Annotated in this window: 17 protein-coding genes, 1 tRNA gene and 1 pseudogene; 5 read left to right on the plus strand and 14 right to left on the minus strand. The window is 69.6% G+C overall.

What is annotated here, in order from left to right:
- Positions 1–84: 84 nt before the first annotated feature.
- From ACXKR8_RS39075 to ACXKR8_RS39110, 8 genes are all read right to left on the minus strand, one after another.
- Positions 85–273: a hypothetical protein gene (locus ACXKR8_RS39075; RefSeq protein ID WP_462100020.1), complete on the minus strand. Its 189-nt coding sequence runs from the start codon at positions 271–273 to the stop codon at positions 85–87.
- Positions 274–550: 277 nt separating this feature from the next.
- Entirely contained in the window at positions 551–1,144 is a 594-nt protein-coding gene (locus ACXKR8_RS39080) for a DUF4365 domain-containing protein (protein WP_458269251.1), read from the minus strand.
- 458 nt (positions 1,145–1,602) lie between these two features.
- Positions 1,603–3,018, minus strand: coding sequence for an IS1380 family transposase (locus tag ACXKR8_RS39085; protein WP_462100021.1), 1,416 nt, complete (start codon positions 3,016–3,018; stop codon positions 1,603–1,605).
- Positions 3,019–3,171: 153 nt separating this feature from the next.
- A complete protein-coding gene (locus ACXKR8_RS39090; protein ID WP_458269252.1) occupies positions 3,172–4,077 on the minus strand; it encodes a restriction endonuclease in 906 nt (301 codons plus the stop codon).
- Between the two features lie 179 nt (positions 4,078–4,256).
- Complete coding sequence (locus ACXKR8_RS39095) at positions 4,257–5,315, minus strand: beta family protein (RefSeq protein ID WP_462100022.1); 1,059 nt, start codon at positions 5,313–5,315, stop codon at positions 4,257–4,259.
- Between the two features lie 747 nt (positions 5,316–6,062).
- Positions 6,063–6,136: transfer RNA gene (locus ACXKR8_RS39100), tRNA-Pro, on the minus strand.
- Positions 6,137–6,367: 231 nt separating this feature from the next.
- Positions 6,368–6,736, minus strand: a complete 369-nt coding sequence (locus ACXKR8_RS39105) for an STAS domain-containing protein (protein WP_458269254.1) — start codon at positions 6,734–6,736, stop codon at positions 6,368–6,370.
- A gap of 75 nt (positions 6,737–6,811) precedes the next feature.
- Complete coding sequence (locus ACXKR8_RS39110) at positions 6,812–7,060, minus strand: hypothetical protein (protein ID WP_462100023.1); 249 nt, start codon at positions 7,058–7,060, stop codon at positions 6,812–6,814.
- Between ACXKR8_RS39110 and ACXKR8_RS39115 the strand changes: the two genes are divergently transcribed.
- Complete coding sequence (locus tag ACXKR8_RS39115; RefSeq protein ID WP_458269255.1) at positions 7,053–8,885, plus strand: cytochrome c biogenesis protein DipZ; 1,833 nt, start codon at positions 7,053–7,055, stop codon at positions 8,883–8,885. The genes ACXKR8_RS39110 and ACXKR8_RS39115 overlap by 8 nt on opposite strands.
- A 120-nt stretch (positions 8,886–9,005) precedes the next feature.
- On the opposite strand, the pseudogene ACXKR8_RS39120 reads toward ACXKR8_RS39115, so the two are convergent.
- Positions 9,006–9,617 (minus strand): annotated as a pseudogene (locus ACXKR8_RS39120) (TetR/AcrR family transcriptional regulator); the annotation flags it as partial.
- A gap of 101 nt (positions 9,618–9,718) precedes the next feature.
- Between ACXKR8_RS39120 and ACXKR8_RS39125 the strand changes: the two are divergent.
- Positions 9,719–10,420 carry an SDR family oxidoreductase gene (locus ACXKR8_RS39125; RefSeq protein ID WP_458269256.1) on the plus strand — a complete coding sequence of 234 codons (702 nt, stop codon included), beginning with the start codon at positions 9,719–9,721 and terminating at the stop codon, positions 10,418–10,420.
- A 184-nt stretch (positions 10,421–10,604) separates the two neighbouring features.
- Here ACXKR8_RS39125 and ACXKR8_RS39130 read toward each other — a convergent pair whose 3' ends face one another.
- Positions 10,605–11,498: a LysR family transcriptional regulator gene (locus ACXKR8_RS39130; RefSeq protein ID WP_458269257.1), complete on the minus strand. Its 894-nt coding sequence runs from the start codon at positions 11,496–11,498 to the stop codon at positions 10,605–10,607.
- Positions 11,499–11,630: 132 nt separating this feature from the next.
- Here ACXKR8_RS39130 and ACXKR8_RS39135 point away from each other — a divergent pair, with 132 nt between their 5' ends.
- Positions 11,631–11,996: a YybH family protein gene (locus ACXKR8_RS39135; RefSeq protein WP_458269258.1), complete on the plus strand. Its 366-nt coding sequence runs from the start codon at positions 11,631–11,633 to the stop codon at positions 11,994–11,996.
- Between the two features lie 80 nt (positions 11,997–12,076).
- Here ACXKR8_RS39135 and ACXKR8_RS39140 read toward each other — a convergent pair whose 3' ends face one another.
- Positions 12,077–12,343 (minus strand): DUF6479 family protein, encoded by a 267-nt coding sequence (locus tag ACXKR8_RS39140; RefSeq protein WP_458269259.1) that lies wholly within the window; start codon positions 12,341–12,343, stop codon positions 12,077–12,079.
- A gap of 189 nt (positions 12,344–12,532) precedes the next feature.
- Between ACXKR8_RS39140 and ACXKR8_RS39145 the strand changes: the two genes are divergently transcribed.
- Positions 12,533–13,582, plus strand: coding sequence for an aldo/keto reductase (locus ACXKR8_RS39145; RefSeq protein WP_458269260.1), 1,050 nt, complete (start codon positions 12,533–12,535; stop codon positions 13,580–13,582).
- A gap of 16 nt (positions 13,583–13,598) precedes the next feature.
- On the opposite strand, the gene ACXKR8_RS39150 is transcribed toward ACXKR8_RS39145, so the two are convergent.
- On the minus strand, positions 13,599–14,264 hold the full coding sequence (locus ACXKR8_RS39150) for an ArsR/SmtB family transcription factor (RefSeq protein WP_458269261.1): 666 nt from the start codon (positions 14,262–14,264) through the stop codon (positions 13,599–13,601).
- A 114-nt stretch (positions 14,265–14,378) separates the two neighbouring features.
- Here ACXKR8_RS39150 and def point away from each other — a divergent pair, with 114 nt between their 5' ends.
- The gene (gene def, locus ACXKR8_RS39155; RefSeq protein ID WP_458269262.1) at positions 14,379–15,086 is read left to right on the plus strand and encodes a peptide deformylase; all 708 of its coding nucleotides are present in this window, start codon (positions 14,379–14,381) and stop codon (positions 15,084–15,086) included.
- Between the two features lie 16 nt (positions 15,087–15,102).
- On the opposite strand, the gene ACXKR8_RS39160 is transcribed toward def, so the two are convergent.
- Positions 15,103–15,441 (minus strand): P-II family nitrogen regulator, encoded by a 339-nt coding sequence (locus tag ACXKR8_RS39160; RefSeq protein WP_458269263.1) that lies wholly within the window; start codon positions 15,439–15,441, stop codon positions 15,103–15,105.
- Positions 15,438–16,772: an ammonium transporter gene (locus ACXKR8_RS39165; RefSeq protein WP_458269264.1), complete on the minus strand. Its 1,335-nt coding sequence runs from the start codon at positions 16,770–16,772 to the stop codon at positions 15,438–15,440. Before ACXKR8_RS39165 ends, ACXKR8_RS39160 begins: the two co-directional genes overlap by 4 nt.
- Positions 16,773–16,861 lie beyond the last annotated feature (89 nt).

A 16,861-nucleotide genomic window follows, 5' to 3' on the forward strand; every position in this document is an offset into this window, starting at 1 on the left:
CGGTCAGCCGGCAGGCCGCAGTGGTGTTCAACTCCCGCTCCAGCGACTGGAAGAGCTCGTCGGCGACCTGCTCGGCCTCGGCTTTCAGCCCGCACTCTTGGAGAGCAGTTCCAAGAGTGCGGAAGCTTTTCCCAGCAGCTCCAGGGCGGCGTCCTTCTGCGCCAGCTCCCGTTCCACGACGGCCAGCCTCTTGCGCAGCCGCTCGGCCTCGGCTGCTTCGGCGGGCCTCTTGGGGCGTGCGGGCGAGGTCCGCCGGTCGGCGAGCGTGGCCATCGCTCCGGCGTCTCGCGCGGCCCGCCACTCGATGATGTGCGAGTGGTACAACCGCTCGCGGCGCAGGACCGCGCCCTTCTCCCCGCTGGGGGCGGCATCGTACTCAGCGACGATCCGCAGCTTGTATTCCGCCGTGAACCGTGCGCCGCTTCGGCCGCGGGGCCGGGTCGGGCTCGGGGGCTGTGCGTGAGGTGGTGGTATTGGAAGCCATGCCGGGAATCTCCTGTCTCGCCCATCCAGACTAACCCGGACGAACCGGACGTCTCAGTCGAGACTGTCAGAGAGGGCCTCGGGACAGCGTGACGGCTAGCTGCAGGGCCATGAAGTGGTCGCACTCACCTGCGTCACGCAGAATCCGGCCGGTGTCTGGTGGAAGGTGTCGTGACGCGGTCGCAAGGACGCTGGGGTCGGCCGTGTGTGTCTGCAGTGCCAGCCTCTCGAAGGCCTCGTGAGCGCTGGCATCGAGGGGCTGGCTGGCAGGGACAAGGATCTTCCACGAGCGGCCGGTGAAGATGACCCTTTCCAATGTGACGTGCTGCCAATAGAGCTTATCGTTCACGTCATCAACGAGAATCACGACTACCGGCAGCGAGTGCTCCAACCAGTACCGGAGATGCTTGTCCGGCCTCTGGCCCTTCTTCGCATCAGGGCCGAAGTACCACCCACCGCCGTTCTGTGCGGGCTTGCGGAAGTACTTCTGCCGGCCGGTCTTCAACTGCAATCCGATCAAGCGCCCCGTTGCGTATAGCTCCCCCTTGGGTTCCGCTTGGCAGTCGATGCCGTAGTCCTCGATGGGTTGGTCGCGAAACAGCCAGCCCCATTTCTTGAAAACCACTTGCGCGAGACCCACACCGAGTTGTGACTCTGCCACCGAAACCTCCAGCCGAACTCGTACTACTGCCGCGAGCGGCTTGGAAGCCAGGCTATGCCCATCCACTGACAGCCAGCGCTGGATGGATACGGGCGCTAGCCGCTTTGGGGCCCGCGCAGGGGAAGGGGCCGTTGAAAAGATCATGCAATCCGAGGCGGTTTGACCATCCGCGCGCATGCCGCCCCACTGATCGGCTGATGGGTGTCAGAAGTCCGTGTCGAGCAGGGTGTACGGTCGCCGATCAAGTTTTGCCATCCGTGACTTGTTACGGATCCAGCCTGAATCTTTCACCGCAGCGGCCCGTTGATCGTGTGCCCGGGTTGTCGCTTTTGCTCTGCCTGGCGGGCTTCGCCGGGTAGGGCTGCGCGTCGACTGTCGCGTCGGTGGCGCCGGGTTCCACGGGCCCGGGGACTGCGGGTCGGCCTCCTCTCGATGCTCTGCTGGGCGGTTTGCCCAGGTCAGGTTGGGTAGGGCAGGGCCATGAGGCGGCGGAAGGCCTGGACGACCGCGTTCGCCCAGGGCCAGGTTCTGGGGATCTTGAGGGTGCGTTTGCGCTGGCCGCGCACGATCACGGCGGGCACGTGCAGGAAGCGGAAGCGCAGGGTCTTTGGGGTGGCTTTGGCCATCTCGCCCTCACAGCCGAGGAGTTGGAGCCAGTTGCGGAGGTCGCAGGCCAGCGCGGTGGCCAGCAGCCACGCCTGGTTGACCTTCATGTGGCGCGAGGGGAACCGGTTCAGGCCCGCGTCCTTGCTGTCGCGGATCTTCGCCTCGACCCGGGCGTGAGTCCTGTGGCGGGCATCGAGCCATGAGGCCTGACGGTCGGGAGTGTTGGTCGCGAACGTCTGCAGCCGCATGCCGTGTTCGAGCTCGTAGGGTGAGGCGTCCTTGACGTAGCGCGGGTGCAGCGGTTCGCGGCGCACGATCACCCGGTGCCCGGGCGGCCAGAGCGAGAGGTCGCCGAGCAGTCCGGTGATGTCGGCGACCTGCGCGTCCTCACGCGCGGCACCGTCGGCGTCGAGGGCGGCCTGCCACACCGAACGGCCCTGCTTGCGCTCCTGCTTCTCCAGTTCGTCCAGCGCCGTCACGGCCGTCATCTCACGGTCGGTGAACGCCCAGCCGGTCGAGTACTGCCAGGTGAAGGAGGGGTGGCGACGGCCACCGGCCTTCGCGATCCACGTCAGGAGCCCGTGGGAGAACCCGGCCCCGTCGATCCGGAACAAGATCTTGCGGCGGTAGGCGGCGGGCAGCTGCTCGACCGCGGCGGCGAAGCAGGCGATGTTGTCCTCGGCGCTGTTGCAGCCCGCGTCGCCGGGACGCAGCTCCTGCGCGAGCATCTCCCCGGTGTTGTCACAGAAAGCGATCATGGGGCACAGGCCGTAGACGCCCTTCTTGTACGTCCCGGCCGCGCCCTCCTTCTCCGAGGCGCAGGCCACCGGCGTGGCATCGGAGTCGATCACCGTCCAACCGGTCAGCGCCGCACCGTCCACCACGATCCACGGGAACCCCTGCGGCCGGTTCTCCAGCCAGGACCACACCTGCCGGCGCACCGTCGCCGGGGCCCGGGCGACCCGGCGCACCTGCAGCTCGCCAACCTCGTCCAGGACCCGCCACACCGTGGGCGGCGACGCCACCGCCGGGCCGCCCGCCATCACCTCGCGCTGATGCTCCAGCACCGCGATGTCGCCGATCGCCACCGCCCCCAGCACGATCGCGCAGGCCAGGTCCACCAGCACCCGCCCCCGCTCGTGCCCCGGCCGGAAACCCGGGCGCCGCATCGCCTGCGTCAGCGCCCCTGCCAGCCCCGCCCGCTCGGCCAGCACCTGCAGATGCACCCCACCCGCATGCCCGACCTGCCGCCTCCTGTCAGCCGACATGGCCAGATCGGTCAGACGTCCAGTATTCTTCCCCACGGATTCGGTGCCCCACCTCGCGACGATACGTTTCTAGATAACTCGCATCATTGCAGGTAGGGGCACCGTCTCTGCATCCAGGTGACGCTCAGTCACCACACGCCAAGGGCTCGTGAATCACCGAGGCCAGTCGCCCAGGCTGGCCTCACGTTCCAAGAGGAGCACGAGCTCACGAAGCTCACCCAAGATCATGACCCCATGCGTCAAGAACCGTACGCACTCTTCGACTGCCGGCGCGGTGTAGCCCGACGCTGAGATCATCAAGCCGTGTACGTCCGCTCGGGTCATGATGCGGACCAGGTGTCGGCTGACGGGGTTAACGTCCAAGGGCTTGGCCCACCATTTCACCTCCACCAGATATGTCCGCCCGTCCAGTTCGACCACTCCGTCGATTTGCTCAGCGGCCTCCCCGTCCTCCGTGCGCAAGGTGAACGACTCGCGGATCCCGATCCCGTCCAGAGCGAAGACGACGTTGAGAACCTTCTCCAACTCCATCCCTCGTTGGCGCGGGTTCTCCATGGCGAACAGGACCGCGACCTGCTTCCTCAGGTCCGTGTATAACTCCCTGCGCTTGCGCAACTCGGTCTCGGCAGCGTGACGGTGCGCCAACTGGGCCTCTCGTTCCTGGTCGCGCTCGTTCTGCATACGTGTGAAGGAGTCCTTCACTCCCACGACCCGGCGAATCTCCGCTACGAGTCCGCGTGCCTTGAGCTGATCGGCCGGCCAGCAGGTCGAGTAGTCCTCGAACTCCGTCACCCGGCGCAGTAGGGCACGCCGCACACCAAGACCCTGGTCGCCTTGCTCGTTGAGGCTGGCGATGACCTCGCGGAGGATCCTGTACTTGCTCACCGCTCCTCGATCAGCGGCGAGTTGCCGCCGGTAGCCCACGAGCAGGCTCTCGCTTGTTCCTGCCCCGCGCAGAAAGCTGAGGACATCGTCCTTGCTTCGGCACAGCAGCGGAATGGTGTCGGTCAGCAGTGCCATGAGCTCGGGAGGCCAGTGATATGCGTCGTCGTGGGTCATCGATGCGGCGGTCCAGCCTCTGAGCGATGGCGTCGGCCGCACGGCGCGGCTCCGTTCATCATCCGTCAGCGCTGGGTCGCACGTCCTGCACTCTGCCCAGATGCCTGATATCTCTGCGTAGACGTGGGGCAGCGGTGCGTACGGCAAGCGCTGATGAATGCACGGCGCTGCCCAGGACCCTATGGGGTTCCCTCGGCGCGGATGCGCTCGCTGACTGCCGCCAGGTGGTGCGAGGTGGTCCAGGCTCGCCATTCCCTGGGGCCTCCGGGGCCGGTGGGGTAGTTGGTTGCTCGGGCCGCGATCTGGCGGTCTCCCCATGGGGTGGGCAGGGCGCGCGGGGGCCAGAATTCGGACGCTGTCAGGGTGCGGCACAGGGCGAAGGACTCGTGGTTCTCCCGGGTCCGGGCGACCAGGACCTGCCATTCGTCGTCGGTGGTGTACCGCAGGTTCGCCCGGCCCCGGTATGAGGGTCCCGCGGGGTGAACCGGGTGGGTGACGCCGTAGTCGGCAAACGTGGGCAGTGTGCCGGCCGCGGCGTGGGTGAGCTGATGCCAGAGGCTGACCTCCCAGCGGTGCAGCCGCTGCGGACGGTAGGTCGCACGGGTGGGAACGGTCCGGGGGAACGAGCCGGCTGCCAGGCTGATGCGCCGCCACGGCATCCGGTGCGACCAGGACAGCAGCCCCAGCATCTCCGGCAGGGCCTGTGCAACTGCGCGGGCGTCGGCCACATAGCGGGCGTCGAGCAGCAGGTCCACCTCCTCCGGAGCGAGCCTGACTGCCTCCAGTACGGCCTGGACCCGATGCTGCAGTAAGCCGGAGCCGGAGCCTCGTGGTTGGTCGCCCAAGGCGACCCGTAGGCAGGCCCCGTGACGGTGCAACGTTTGCGCTTGCATGGCCTCGATGAGCGCGGCAGGTGGGTCGGTCGGTCGGACGACCGGTATGACCGGTTGCTTGAACTGGTCCAGGCCCTCGCTGAGCCATGCCAGGCCGCCTCCGCCGAAGCCGGTCCCAACCGGGCCCAGGTGACGCAGCGTGCCGCAGTCGAGCGTGATGACGACACCTGCAGGAAGGTAGAGTCGAGCCTGGTCGAAGAACCTCTGGACGGTGCCACGCTGCTGGCCCTCCAGGACGACCTCTAGGACAGGGCGGATCTCCTCCTGGACTCTGGTGCTGGTCTCGCTCAGGGCGATGAACTCACCCTGTAGCCCCCTGAGGATCGGCACGTATCCCATCGGCATCCCCCACAGAGCCGTGGACCTGCCCGCCAGGCCCGAGCCGTACTCCGTCAGTGTGCGCAGGGCCCCGAACCTTGACCAGACCGCGTCATGCCGAAGCGGATAGGGCTGAGGCTAGTGGGGCTGGGCTTGGGAGGCGGGGCCGAATGGAGCCGCAGTCGTCGGGTCGACGGGCTGCTTGCGCGAGCTGGAGCCACCGGTGGGATGTTCCACACGCGGCCCTGGGTCCTCGTGTCCCGCCCCACTGCTGTTCGGCAAGGGTGGCTCTGACCGGCTCTGCGCCGACCGCAGGACACTTGCTGCAGGGTTGGAGGGTGCCGAGGCTGTCTGCTGGCGCGTCAGCGGGAGCATACAGCCGCTGTCACGCACAGTGGCTGTCTGCTGGCGCGTCAGCGGGAGCATACAGCCGCTGTCACGCACAGTGACCTGAGGCGGGAGCGGAGGAGCTCTCCATGCAATTTCCCACAGGGCTTCCGGCGGCTCGGATTGAGCTATTCCTGAGGGCAGTCAAAATTACCTCTGCGTTCCAATCGCCGAACGCGATAAATGGACTCAGAGATGGCCGTTTCCAGTGCGGAGCGTGAGCGACGGGAAGCTCCGTGCAGGCGTTCTGGTCCCCAGTTGGTCCCCAGCGGGGTCGTAACCCCCTTGACTGGAGCCCGCCGGAACGTCCTTGACTCCTGACGGTCCGTCATGCAGAAGGCCGCTGACCTGGACTTTCGTCCGGATCAACGGCCTTCGTCTTCACTGTCGGGACGACAGGATTTGAACCTGCGACCCCCTGACCCCCAGTCAGGTGCGCTACCAAGCTGCGCCACGTCCCGAAGCTGCGCTGCCTTGCGGCTTTGCGGCCTGCGCCCGGTCCTCTGGGCACAGGAAGAACAATACAGCACGTCGGGTGGTGATCGCGCCCACCTTTCGCGCGGGGTTGGCGGGGCGTCTGCGGGGCGGATCCGCTGGTCAGGGCGGGGGTGGGTCAGGGGTGGGCGTGGATGGGGCGGAGGCGGGGCGGGGATCGGCCGGGGATCGGCCGGCGGTGGGGCGGAGGCGGCGGGTCAGCTGGGGTCGGGTTGGAGCTGGAGGGCCTCGGTGACGTCGGCGTAGAGGGGGATGGTGAGGCTGATGCCGGTCAGGTCCAGGATGCGGCGGACCGGTGGGGTGGGGGCGGCCAGGCTGAGGCTGCCGCCGACGTTGCGGGTCTCCTTCATGGCGCGGATCAGGATGGTGAGACCTGAGGAGTCCATGAAGGGCACTTGGGCCAGGTCGAGGACCAGATGACGGCGGCCCTGCCCCAGTTGGACGGCGAGTTGGTGGTGCAGCATCGTCGCGGTGTTGATGTCGAGCTCACCACGGACCGAGACCACGGCCCGCTCCGGTCCATGGGTGGTGACACTGACAGTCAGCGGGACGGACTCGGAGGGCACAGCCCACCTCCGGATATGTAGGGGACAAAGGGAAACAGGGGCAAGGTGACGGGGACAGCGGGAAACAGGTGACCGCTACCCGCGACGGCGCGGGTCATGTTCACCCGGGGAGGGAATCGCCTCCGCGGTAGTAGAGGGCGTACGGGGGCGGTAGAGGTAGAGGTAGAGGTAGAGGTAGAGGTAGAGGTAGAGGCAGGGGCGGTTGGTGGCCGGTGGTGGCCAGTCGGCCGTGCTGGGGGGTGTGCCTCCGAGGTGGTTCCCAGGCGGGGGGCCTAGGCTGTGGCCGCGCAGTGGACCGTCCCCCAGGAGGAACCCCTTGATCACCTTGCTTCTGATCGGGTTCGTGGGGGGCCTGATCACCGGCATCTCGCCCTGCATCCTGCCGGTTCTGCCGGTGGTCTTCCTGTCCGGAGGGGTTCAGGGCGCGCAGCGAGTCCAGGGGGCGCAGGGAGTTCAAGGAGCGCACGGAGACCAGGGGGCGCAGGCGGACCGTCGGCGTCCGTACCTGGTGGTGCTGGGGCTTACCCTCAGTTTCGCCACGTTCACTCTGGTCGGGACGCTGCTGCTGAGTTCGCTGCCGCTGCCGCAGGACATCATTCGGTGGGCCGGGCTCACCGTGCTGGTGCTGCTCGGGGTGGGCATGCTGTTCCCGCAGGTGGAGGCGCTGCTGGAGCGGCCGTTCTCGCGAATTCCGCAGCGCAGGGTCGCCGCGGACCGGGGCGCGTTCGTGCTCGGGCTGGCGCTCGGGGCCGTCTATGTGCCCTGCGCCGGGCCGGTGCTCGCGGCGATCACGGTGGCCGGCGCGACCGGTCGGATCGGGGCCGACACCCTGGTGCTGACCCTGGCCTTCGCGGTCGGCACCGCCCTCCCGCTGCTGGGGTTCGCGCTGGCGGGACGGGGACTCGCCGAGCGGCTGCGCTGGTTCCGCAGCCGGCAGCGGGGGATCCGGATCGGCGCAGGGGTGGTGGTGATCGCCCTCGCTGTCGCGCTGACCTTCCATGTCACCGACGCCGTCCAGCGGGCCATCCCGGACTACACCTCCGCGCTCAACAAGGCCGTCGACAGCCCGCACGGGGTGAGCAAGGCCCTGGCCGGGCAGCAGGGTTCCGGAACAGGCACGGGCACCGGCTCAGGATCCGGCTCGGGCTCGGGCTCGGACGCCAAGGCGGGGACGGTGCCGTCGTTCGCGCTCGCCGACTGCGTGCAGGAAGCCAGTACGGGTGAGGGTTCGGCGGGCCTGCAGGACTGCGGTCCGGCGCCCGCGTTCACCGGGATCCAGCAGTGGCTGAACACCCCTGGCGACGCGCCGGTCAGCCTGGCCTCGCTCAAGGGGAAGGTCGTCCTGATCGACTTCTGGGCCTACTCCTGCATCAACTGCCAGCGCGCGATCCCCCATGTCAACGCCTGGTACTCGGCCTATCGGGCCGACGGCCTCGAGGTGATCGGGGTGCACACGCCGGAGTACGCCTTCGAGCACGTCCCGGGCAATGTCGCGGCGGGCGCGAAGCGGCTCGGCATCGGCTATCCGGTCGCCCTGGACAACGACTACAAGACCTGGAACAGCTTCGGGAACCAGTCCTGGCCGGCCGAGTACCTGATCGACTCCACCGGCACGGTGCGGCATGTCGGCATCGGCGAGGGCGAGTACCCGGCAACCGAGGCACTGATCCGTCAGCTGCTCAGCGCGGCCAGCCCCGGGGTGGTCCTGCCTGCCGCGACCGAGGTCGCCGACACCACGCCGACCTCGGCCACCCAGACCCCGGAGACCTACCTCGGCTCGGCCCGTGCGGACAACTACGCAGGCCACACGCCGCTCAAGCCCGGCACGGTGACCTTCGGCTACACGGCCTCCGTCCCCGGCGACGCCTTCGCGCTGGCCGGCACCTGGAAGGTGACCGACGAGTCGCTGACGGCCAAGGCGAGCGCCGGGATCATGCTCAGCTTCGAGGCGGACAAGGTCTACCTCGACATCGGTGGCACCGGGACGATCACGGCGACGGTGGACGGGAAGACCACCAGCTACCCGGTCTCGGGGGCGCCCAACATCTACACCCTGGTCGACCGCAGGGCGGGGACGGCCCAGTCGCAGGACATCCTGCGGGTTACCCTCTCGCCAGGTCTGAGCGCGTACTCGTTCACCTTCGGCTGAGGGGCTATGAGGCTGCGTTCAGGGACGAGCGGCGGAGGAGTCGGCGGACGAAGCGGCGGAGGCAGTAGTAGCTGACGGGGCGGCCGGCTTGCCTGCGACGGAGCCTGACGGGGCGTCCGGCACGCCCGCGGCGTCCAGCAGGACGCCGGCCATCGCGACGGCCAGGCCGGCCAGGGGCTGTGCCTGGACCACGGTGCGGTCCCCGGCGCCGTCGAAGACGATGGTCAGCTGCCGGGCCAGGGTCTCCGGGGAGGGTGCTCCCGCGCGTGCGGCCTGGGTGTGGAAGAACGCGGTCAGGTCCTGCTTGAAGCGGCGGGCGACCAGGCTCGCGGGGTGTTCCGGGTCCTTCAGCTCGGTCGCGGTGGAGACGAACGGGCAGCCCTGGTACTGCGGGCCAGCCGAGAGCTCGTCCTGTCGCTCGAACACGTGCAGCATCAGCGCGCGAGGCGGACGGGGGTCGTCCGCGGACGGCAGCAGCAGCGCCTGGTAGCGGGGGCCGCTGCGTTCCAGGCTTGCCGCGAGCACCTCGTCCTTGCTGTCGAACAGCTGGTACATCGACCGCTTGGAGACCCCGGCGGCCTTGCACAGCGCGTCGACGCCGATGCCGACACCGTCCCGGTAGAAGAGCCCGGCGGCGGCGTCCAGCAGGCGGTCACGGGGGCTGGTACGCGGGCTGGTGCGGGGTGCGGCTGCGCGGGGCGCGCGGGCTGCACGGGGCTCTGGCGTGGTCATACCCCGAGGTTACGCCCGGCTGTGGCGATTGGAAACCGATCGGTGTATGTTCGGTGGAAACCGATCGGTTTCCAACCGTCGGCCCAGCATAGGGAGAGATCATGACTGAGATCGCAGGCGCCACCGTCCTCGTCACCGGTGGCAGCAGGGGCATCGGCAGGGCGCTGGTGGAGGCGCTGTACGAGCGCGGTGCGAAGAAGGTCTACGCCACCGCCCGCGACGCCTCGACCGTGCCGCACTCCGCAGCCGTTCCGCTGGCGCTGGAGGTCACCGACCCCGACTCGGTGGCGGCCGTCGCGGCCCAGGCCCAGGGCGTGACCATCCTGATCAACAACGCCGGGCGGGCGATCAGCGCGTCCTTCCTGGACTCGCCGGTCGAGGACGTCCGGAGCGAGTTCGAGACCAACTTCTACGGCCCGCTGCTGCTCGCCCGTGCCTTTGTGCCGATCATCGAGCGCAATGGCGGCGGCCACCTGCTCAATGTGCACTCCGCGCTGTCCTGGGCGGCGCTGGCCGGCTCCTACAGCGCCTCCAAGGCGGCCCTCTGGTCGCAGACCAACTCGCTCCGGCTGGAGCTGAAGCCGCGCGGCATCAATGTCACCGGTCTGCATGTCGGCTATGTCGACACCGAGTTGGTCGCGCACATCGACGCACCGAAGTCCTCGCCCGCGGACGTCGCCCGGCAGGCGCTGGACGGGATCGAGACCAACGCCTACGAGGTGCTGGCGGACGAGGTGTCACGTCAGGTGAAGCAGGGTCTGGCCGGAGACATCGGCGCCCTGTATCCGCAGCTGGCCGGTTAGCCGGGCAGTCGGCCTGCCGGGTGACCGAGGGTCGGGGCCCGGCTGGACGCCCCCGGTGAGGGATGTGCGGATGAGATGAAAGAAAAGGGTGCGCAAGCCGTTGATTACTGTGACGTGTACGTGCCATCCTTGGGGTGCCCGGACGGCGCTGGTCGCAACCCGCCGCCCGGGCACACATCTCCGTTCACGCCGGGAGCGTGAACTCCCTTCTGCAGTACCGCAGTAGCTCCTCCAGCGCGGTACTCCGAGGCGTCGTCCAGACCAGCGCAAGCACGGCCGGTGTGTCGATGTCCATGAGCGGGACGGCCGCCAGTCGGCCCGCGTGGGCGGCGGCCATCGACTCGGAGAGGACGGCGACCCCGAGCCCGAGGACGGCGAGGTCGGCGATCGCGCCGGGCGCACTCGCTTGCAGGGCGATGTCGGGGCTGAGCCCGGCGGCGGCGCAGGCGGTGTCGAACACGGTCCGGATGCCGGTCCCCTGGGGCAGGCAGACGATCGGGTACGCGCAGACCTCGTCCAGGGTCGAACCGTCCCGCCCGGCCAGCGGGTGCTCGGGCGGGACCAGGGCGACCAGCCGCTCGCTGACGATCGGCAGGGACTCCAGGCCCGGCGGCACCGCGCCCGACGCGCCGATCAGGGCGAGGTCGAGCGTGCCGCAGCGCACCCGGTCGACGAGTTGGTCGGAGGTGTCCTCGGTCAGCGTGATCTGGATGCCGGGGTGGGTGCGGTGGAACGCGGCCAGGGCGTCGAACAGCGGGGTGACCGTGCAGGCCGTGACCATGCCGACCACCAACCGGCCCCGGACCAGGCCGTTCACCTCGTCCACCGCCTTCTGCAACGCGTCCACGGAGGCGAGTGCGGCACGGGCGTGGCCGAGCGCGGCGGCCCCCGCCTGGGTCAGCGTCGCGGTGCGGCCGGTACGGCCCGAGCGGTCGAGCAGGCTTGCGCCGAGTTCGTGTTCGAGCTGCCGGATCTGGGCGCTGACCCCGGACTGACTGATGTGCACGCGCTCGGCGGCGCGGGTGAAGTTCGCCTCTTCGGCGACCGCGACAAAGTACTCCAGCTGCCTCAGTTCCATAGCCACTGATTCTAGTAGCGAGAAGAACCATCTGTTGGCTTTCTGATGCGGGCGGTTCCAGACTCGGAGAGAGCCGGAACGAGGCACCGAACGCCAGGCACCACGCATCACTCAGACCAACAGGAGGCAGCAGTGTCCGAGAACGAGCGAGCGATGAAGCCCGAAGACCTCACCCGCCTCTTCGTCGAACGTGGCAACGCCGGCGACGCCGCCGGGATCGCGGCCCTCTACGAGGAGGACGCGGTGATGGCCTACCCGACCGGCAGTCAGACGGTGGGACGCGAGGCGATCCGCGAACTGTGGGAGGAGGTGCTGTCCCATGCGCCCCACTTCGAGCCGGAGCAGCCGCTGCCGACCCTGCTCTGCGGCGACCTGGCACTCACCTCCACCCCGCCCAAGGACGGCACGGGCGCCAGGGCGCAGGTGGTTCGCCGCCAGGCCGACGGCAGCTGGCTGCGGGTCCTCGACCAGCCCGAGTTCAACCCGCCGGAGGCGTAGCAACCCGGAGGCCTGGCCGCGGAGGTGTACCAACTCTCGGAGGCGTAGCAACCCGAAGCCGTAGAACGAGGGGGCGGGCCTCAGCCTCTGGGCGCGGCATCGCCCGTCGGGGCCTGATCGCCCTGCGGGGCCTCGCCGGGCGTGGAGGCCGGGGTGGACCAGGAACCGGAGCCGGGGGAGGGCGCGTGCGGTACCGGGGCGGCGCTGGGCGGCGGCTCCTTCTCCTTGCGGCGGGAGCCGAGGACGAAGGCGGCGATCAGGGCGACGACCACGACCACGCCGATGATCAGAGCGATCAGGCCCGAGGACATGCCGCCCCCGGAAGCCTGCAGGATCTGTGTGTTCATGCTTTCTCGGCTACCCGCAGACCCATGGGCCACACCTGAAGCTCACCACACCCGCAGGTCAGCGGCCCGGCGGGCAATCCAGCAGGAAGCCCGGCGGGCAGTCCGGCCGCCGGGCGGGGGCTTGCCTTGGAGCGCACTCCACGTCCTAGAGTCCGCGGCACAAGGACTGGCCAGCAAAGGAGCATGACCATGCGCTACCGCGTCCTCGGCGGCACCGGCATTGAGGTGAGCACCTACTGCCTCGGGACGATGATGTTCGGCGCGGTCGGCAACCCCGACCACGACGACTGCGTCCGCATCATCCGCACGGCCCTCGACGAGGGCGTCAATTTCATCGACACGGCGGACATGTACTCCGCGGGCGAGTCGGAGGAGATCGTCGGCAAGGCGCTGCTGGGCCGCCGCGACGAGGTGGTGCTCGCCAGCAAGGTCCACTTCCAGATGGGGGAGGGGCGCAACCGGAGCGGCAACTCGCGGCGCTGGATCGTCAAAGGGGTCGAGGAGAGCCTGAAGCGGCTGCGGACCGACTGGATCGACCTCTACCAGGTGCACCGCCCCGATCACTCGACCGATGTCGAGGAGACGCTCGGGGTCCTGGGCGACCTGGTGCGCGAGGGCAAGATCCGCGCCTTCGGCTGCTCGACCTTCCCGGCCGAGGAGATCGCCGAGGCCCACCATGTCGCCGAACGGCGCGGGCTGTCGCGGTTCCGCACCGAGCAGCCGCCCTATTCGATCCTCGCCCGGGGCATCGAGTCCTCGGTGCTGCCGGTCTGCCGGCGCTACGGCATGGGCGTGCTGACCTGGAGCCCGCTCGCCTCCGGCTTCCTCACCGGCAGGTACCGGCAGGGCCGCCCGATCGACCTCTCCACCGGGCGGGCCCAGCTCACCCCGGCCCGCTTCGACCCCGCCATCCCCGAGAACCAGGCCAAGCTGGCGGCCGTGGAGCAGCTCACCCAACTCGCCGCCGGGATCGGCTGCAGCCTGCCCGAGCTGGCGATCGCCTTCCCGGCCGCGCACCCCGCGGTCACCTCGGTGATCATCGGGCCGCGCACCGGGGAGCAGCTGGCGCAACTCCTCAAGGGGGCCTCGCTGGTGCTCGACGACACCGCGCTCGACCGGATCGACGAGATCGTGCCGCCGGGGGTCAACCTCTACCACCCGGACGGCTCCTGGCGTCCGCCCGCGCTCGACGACCTGGCCGGACGCCGCCGTCCGCCGGCAGACCGCGCCGCGGCCTAGGGGTACGGCGGGTTCTTCAGGCCTGGTCGGACGGACCCGTGGCCGGCAGGAGGGGGAAGAGGCGGGTGATCAGGGCGACCGGGCGGGCGCCTTCGGGGCGGGCGGCGGGATCGTGTTCCCTGGCACGGTAGTTGGCCAGGGTCTGGCGCACCGCGTCGGCCACGGCGGTCAGTTCGTCGGGCGTCAGGTAGACCACGGCGCTGAACGCCTCGTCCCGGCGCCACTCGGGCGGGGCCTGGTCCCGCTGGGAGAGCCAGCGCTGGTGGCTCTCGTCCTCCAGCCCGCGGGCCAATACGCCGAAGCCCTCCCCGGCGGACGTGGACGCGCCCGCACCGGACACGTGGGAACCGGACACGTGGGAACCGGACACGTGGGAACCGGACACGTGGGAACCAGAGGGGGAGGTGCCGGACGGGTCGACCACGGCCGTCGGGGCCCGGCGCAGGCGCCAGGGACGGGCCCGGCCGCCGGTCTGCGGGACCTCCTCGATCCTTCCGTAGCGCGCGAGTTGACGCAGATGGAACGAGCAGAGACCGGAGCTGTGGCCGAGCCGGGCGGCCGCCTCGGTCGAGGTCACCGAGCCCAGCTCGTCCAGCAGTTCGAGCAGGGCGCGCCGGAGCGGGTGCTCCGGCAGGTCCTCGCCGGCACGCGGGTGCGGGGTGCGTACTTCGTCCTCGGTCACTTTGCAAAGTCTGCTAGTTTGCAAAGTGTCCGGTCAAGGTCAAGCAGCCTTGTTGACCGGCTTTTTGAGGCGATGAAGCCTGAGGTCCTGAGGTGAGGAAGGGTGATGGCCGCAGTGTCCGCGCATCATGACCGTCCCGGCGCGGTCGACCGTCGGGTCCGGGTGCAGGGCGTGCCTGTCGACTCCTACCCGAGGCTGCCCCCGGAGGCGGGTCGCGGCTCGGTCCGGCGGATCACGGTGGTGGGGGAGGAGGTGCTGCACCGCCCCTGCCGTGCGGTGACCGAGTTCGGCACCCCCGAACTGGCCCGGCTCATCGACGACATGTTCCTCACCATGTACGTGGCCGACGGCGCGGGGCTCGCCGCCAACCAGGTCGGCGTCGACCTGCGGCTCTTCGTCTACGACTGCCAGGACGAGGACCGCGTCCGGCACGTGGGCCACATCGTCAACCCGGTCCTCGACGAGCCCGATCCGGCCCACCGGGTGCTGATCGAGGACGGCGAGGGCTGCCTCTCGGTCCCCGGGGCGGGCCTGGAGGTGGCCAGGACCGACCACGCGCTGGCCCGTGGCTTCGACCAGGACGGGAACCCCCTGGTCATCGAGGGCACCGGCTACTTCGCCCGCTGCCTGCAGCACGAGACCGACCATGTGAACGGCTTCCTCTACCTCGACCGGCTCTCCAAGCGGGACCGGAAGGAGGCGCTGCGGCAGATGACGGAACGTCAGGAGCAGGTCTTCGCCGAGCGTGCGGCCAAGGCCGCGGGTCTGGACCGACGGGTCTCCGAGCCGGACCGACGGGTTTCCGAGCCGCCGGCCTCCTGAAACGGAAGGGCCCGGCTCAGAGCGCGTCGGGCCCGCGCTCACCCGTGCGGACGCGGACCACGGTCTCGACCGGGACGCACCAGACCTTGCCGTCGCCGATCTTGCCGGTGTGGGCGGCGGCGACGATCGCGTCCATCGCCGCATCGGCGGCGTCGTCCTCGACCACGATCTCGATCCTGGCCTTGGGGACCAGGTCGATCCGGTACTCGGCGCCGCGGTAGACCTCGGTGTGGCCGCGCTGGCGGCCGTAGCCGCTGGACTCGGTGACGGTCAGTCCGTTGATGCCGAGGTCGCGCAGGGCGTCCTTCACCGCGTCCAGGCGGAACGGCTTGATGACGGCGGTGATCAGCTTCATGGCGCGATGGTCTCGTTCCGATGGGCGGCGGTCCCGGCGAGGGCGCCTTGGTGGATGACGCCGTGATCGTATGCGGTCTCCGCGTGTTCGGCGAGGTCCAGCCCCGAGAGTTCGTGCTCGGCGGGGGCGCGGAAGCCCAGGAAGCGGTCGATCAGCTTGCCGAGCCCGTAGCTCATCGTGAACGCGTAGGCCCCGGTGGCGAGTACGGCCACGACCTGCCGCCACAGCTGGTCCAGGCCGCCGCCGTGCAGCAGGCCCTCGGCGCCGCCGGTCATCATGCTGGTGGCGAAGACGCCGATCAGCACGGTTCCGGCGATCCCGGCGACCAGGTGCACGCCGACCACGTCCAGCGAGTCGTCGTAGCCGAAGCGGAACTTCCAGGACACCGCGTAGGAGCAGAGCACCCCGGCGACCAGGCCGATCACCAGCGCGCCGAGCAGGTCCACCGAGCCGCAGGAGGGGGTGATGGCGACCATTCCGGCCACCGCGCCGGAGGCCGCGCCGAGGGTGGTGGGGTGGCCGTCGCGGAACTTCTCCACGGCCAGCCAGCCCAGCAGTCCGGTGCAGGCCGCCGCCTGGGTGTTGAGCAGGGCGGCCGCGGCGAGGCCGTTGGCGCCCAGCGCGGATCCCGCGTTGAAGCCGAACCAGCCGAACCACAGCAGCCCGGCGCCGAGCAGCACCAGCGGCAGGTTGTGCGGCCGCATCGCCTCCCTGCGGAAGCCGAGGCGCGGGCCGAGGACCAGGGCCAGCGCCAGCCCGGACGCGCCGGAGTTGACCTCGACCACCGTCCCGCCGGCGAAGTCCAGGGCGTGCAGCTGTGCGGCGATCCAGCCGCCGGGGGAGAACACCCAGTGCGCGATCGGTACGTACACCAGCAGGGTCCAGATCACCACAAAGGTCATCCAGGCGCTGAACCTGGCCCGGTCCGCGATCGCGCCGCTGATCAGGGCGGCGGTGATGATCGCGAAGGTGAGCTGGAAGGTGGCGTAGAGCAGGGTGGGGACGTGGCCGGTCAGCGTCTGCGGGGTGATGCCGCGCATGCCCAGGTGCTCGAAGCCGCCGAGCAGGCCGACGCCGCCGAGGTCGTGGCCGAAGGCGAGGCTGTAGCCGGCGGCCAGCCAGACGACGGTGACCAGCGCGATCGACACAAAGCTCATCATCAGCATGTTGAGCACGCTCTTGGTGCGGACCATGCCGCCGTAGAACAGGGCGAGCCCCGGGGTCATCAGCAGCACCAGGGCGGTGGAGATCAACAGCCAGGCGGTGTCGCCGGCGCTGAGGCCGGCCGGTGCGGCGGCGCTGAGAACAGCGCCGGAGCGGGAGTCGGTCATGGGGTGGCGGTCTTCCTTGTCTCCCGGTCCGGCGGTTGGATCCGGTGGCTGACGGGACGTCGGGAGAGGGTGATCAGGACAGCCGGGTG

The organism is Streptacidiphilus sp. PAMC 29251 (genome assembly GCF_054208735.2).

What these genes read in the sequence shown, in the direction of transcription:
- ACXKR8_RS39075 (WP_462100020.1), bottom strand. Translation starts at nt 273, where the DNA reads ATGGCCACGCTCGCCGACCGGCGGACCTCGCCCGCACGCCCCAAGAGG.
- ACXKR8_RS39085 (WP_462100021.1), bottom strand. Translation starts at nt 3,018, where the DNA reads ATGTCGGCTGACAGGAGGCGGCAGGTCGGGCATGCGGGTGGGGTGCAT.
- ACXKR8_RS39090 (WP_458269252.1), bottom strand. Translation starts at nt 4,077, where the DNA reads ATGACCCACGACGACGCATATCACTGGCCTCCCGAGCTCATGGCACTG.
- ACXKR8_RS39095 (WP_462100022.1), bottom strand. Translation starts at nt 5,315, where the DNA reads ATGCCGATGGGATACGTGCCGATCCTCAGGGGGCTACAGGGTGAGTTC.
- ACXKR8_RS39125 (WP_458269256.1), top strand. Translation starts at nt 9,719, where the DNA reads ATGACTGAGATCGCAGGCGCCACCGTCCTCGTCACCGGTGGCAGCAGG.
- ACXKR8_RS39130 (WP_458269257.1), bottom strand. Translation starts at nt 11,498, where the DNA reads ATGGAACTGAGGCAGCTGGAGTACTTTGTCGCGGTCGCCGAAGAGGCG.
- ACXKR8_RS39140 (WP_458269259.1), bottom strand. Translation starts at nt 12,343, where the DNA reads ATGAACACACAGATCCTGCAGGCTTCCGGGGGCGGCATGTCCTCGGGC.
- ACXKR8_RS39145 (WP_458269260.1), top strand. Translation starts at nt 12,533, where the DNA reads ATGCGCTACCGCGTCCTCGGCGGCACCGGCATTGAGGTGAGCACCTAC.
- ACXKR8_RS39160 (WP_458269263.1), bottom strand. Translation starts at nt 15,441, where the DNA reads ATGAAGCTGATCACCGCCGTCATCAAGCCGTTCCGCCTGGACGCGGTG.
- ACXKR8_RS39165 (WP_458269264.1), bottom strand. Translation starts at nt 16,772, where the DNA reads ATGACCGACTCCCGCTCCGGCGCTGTTCTCAGCGCCGCCGCACCGGCC.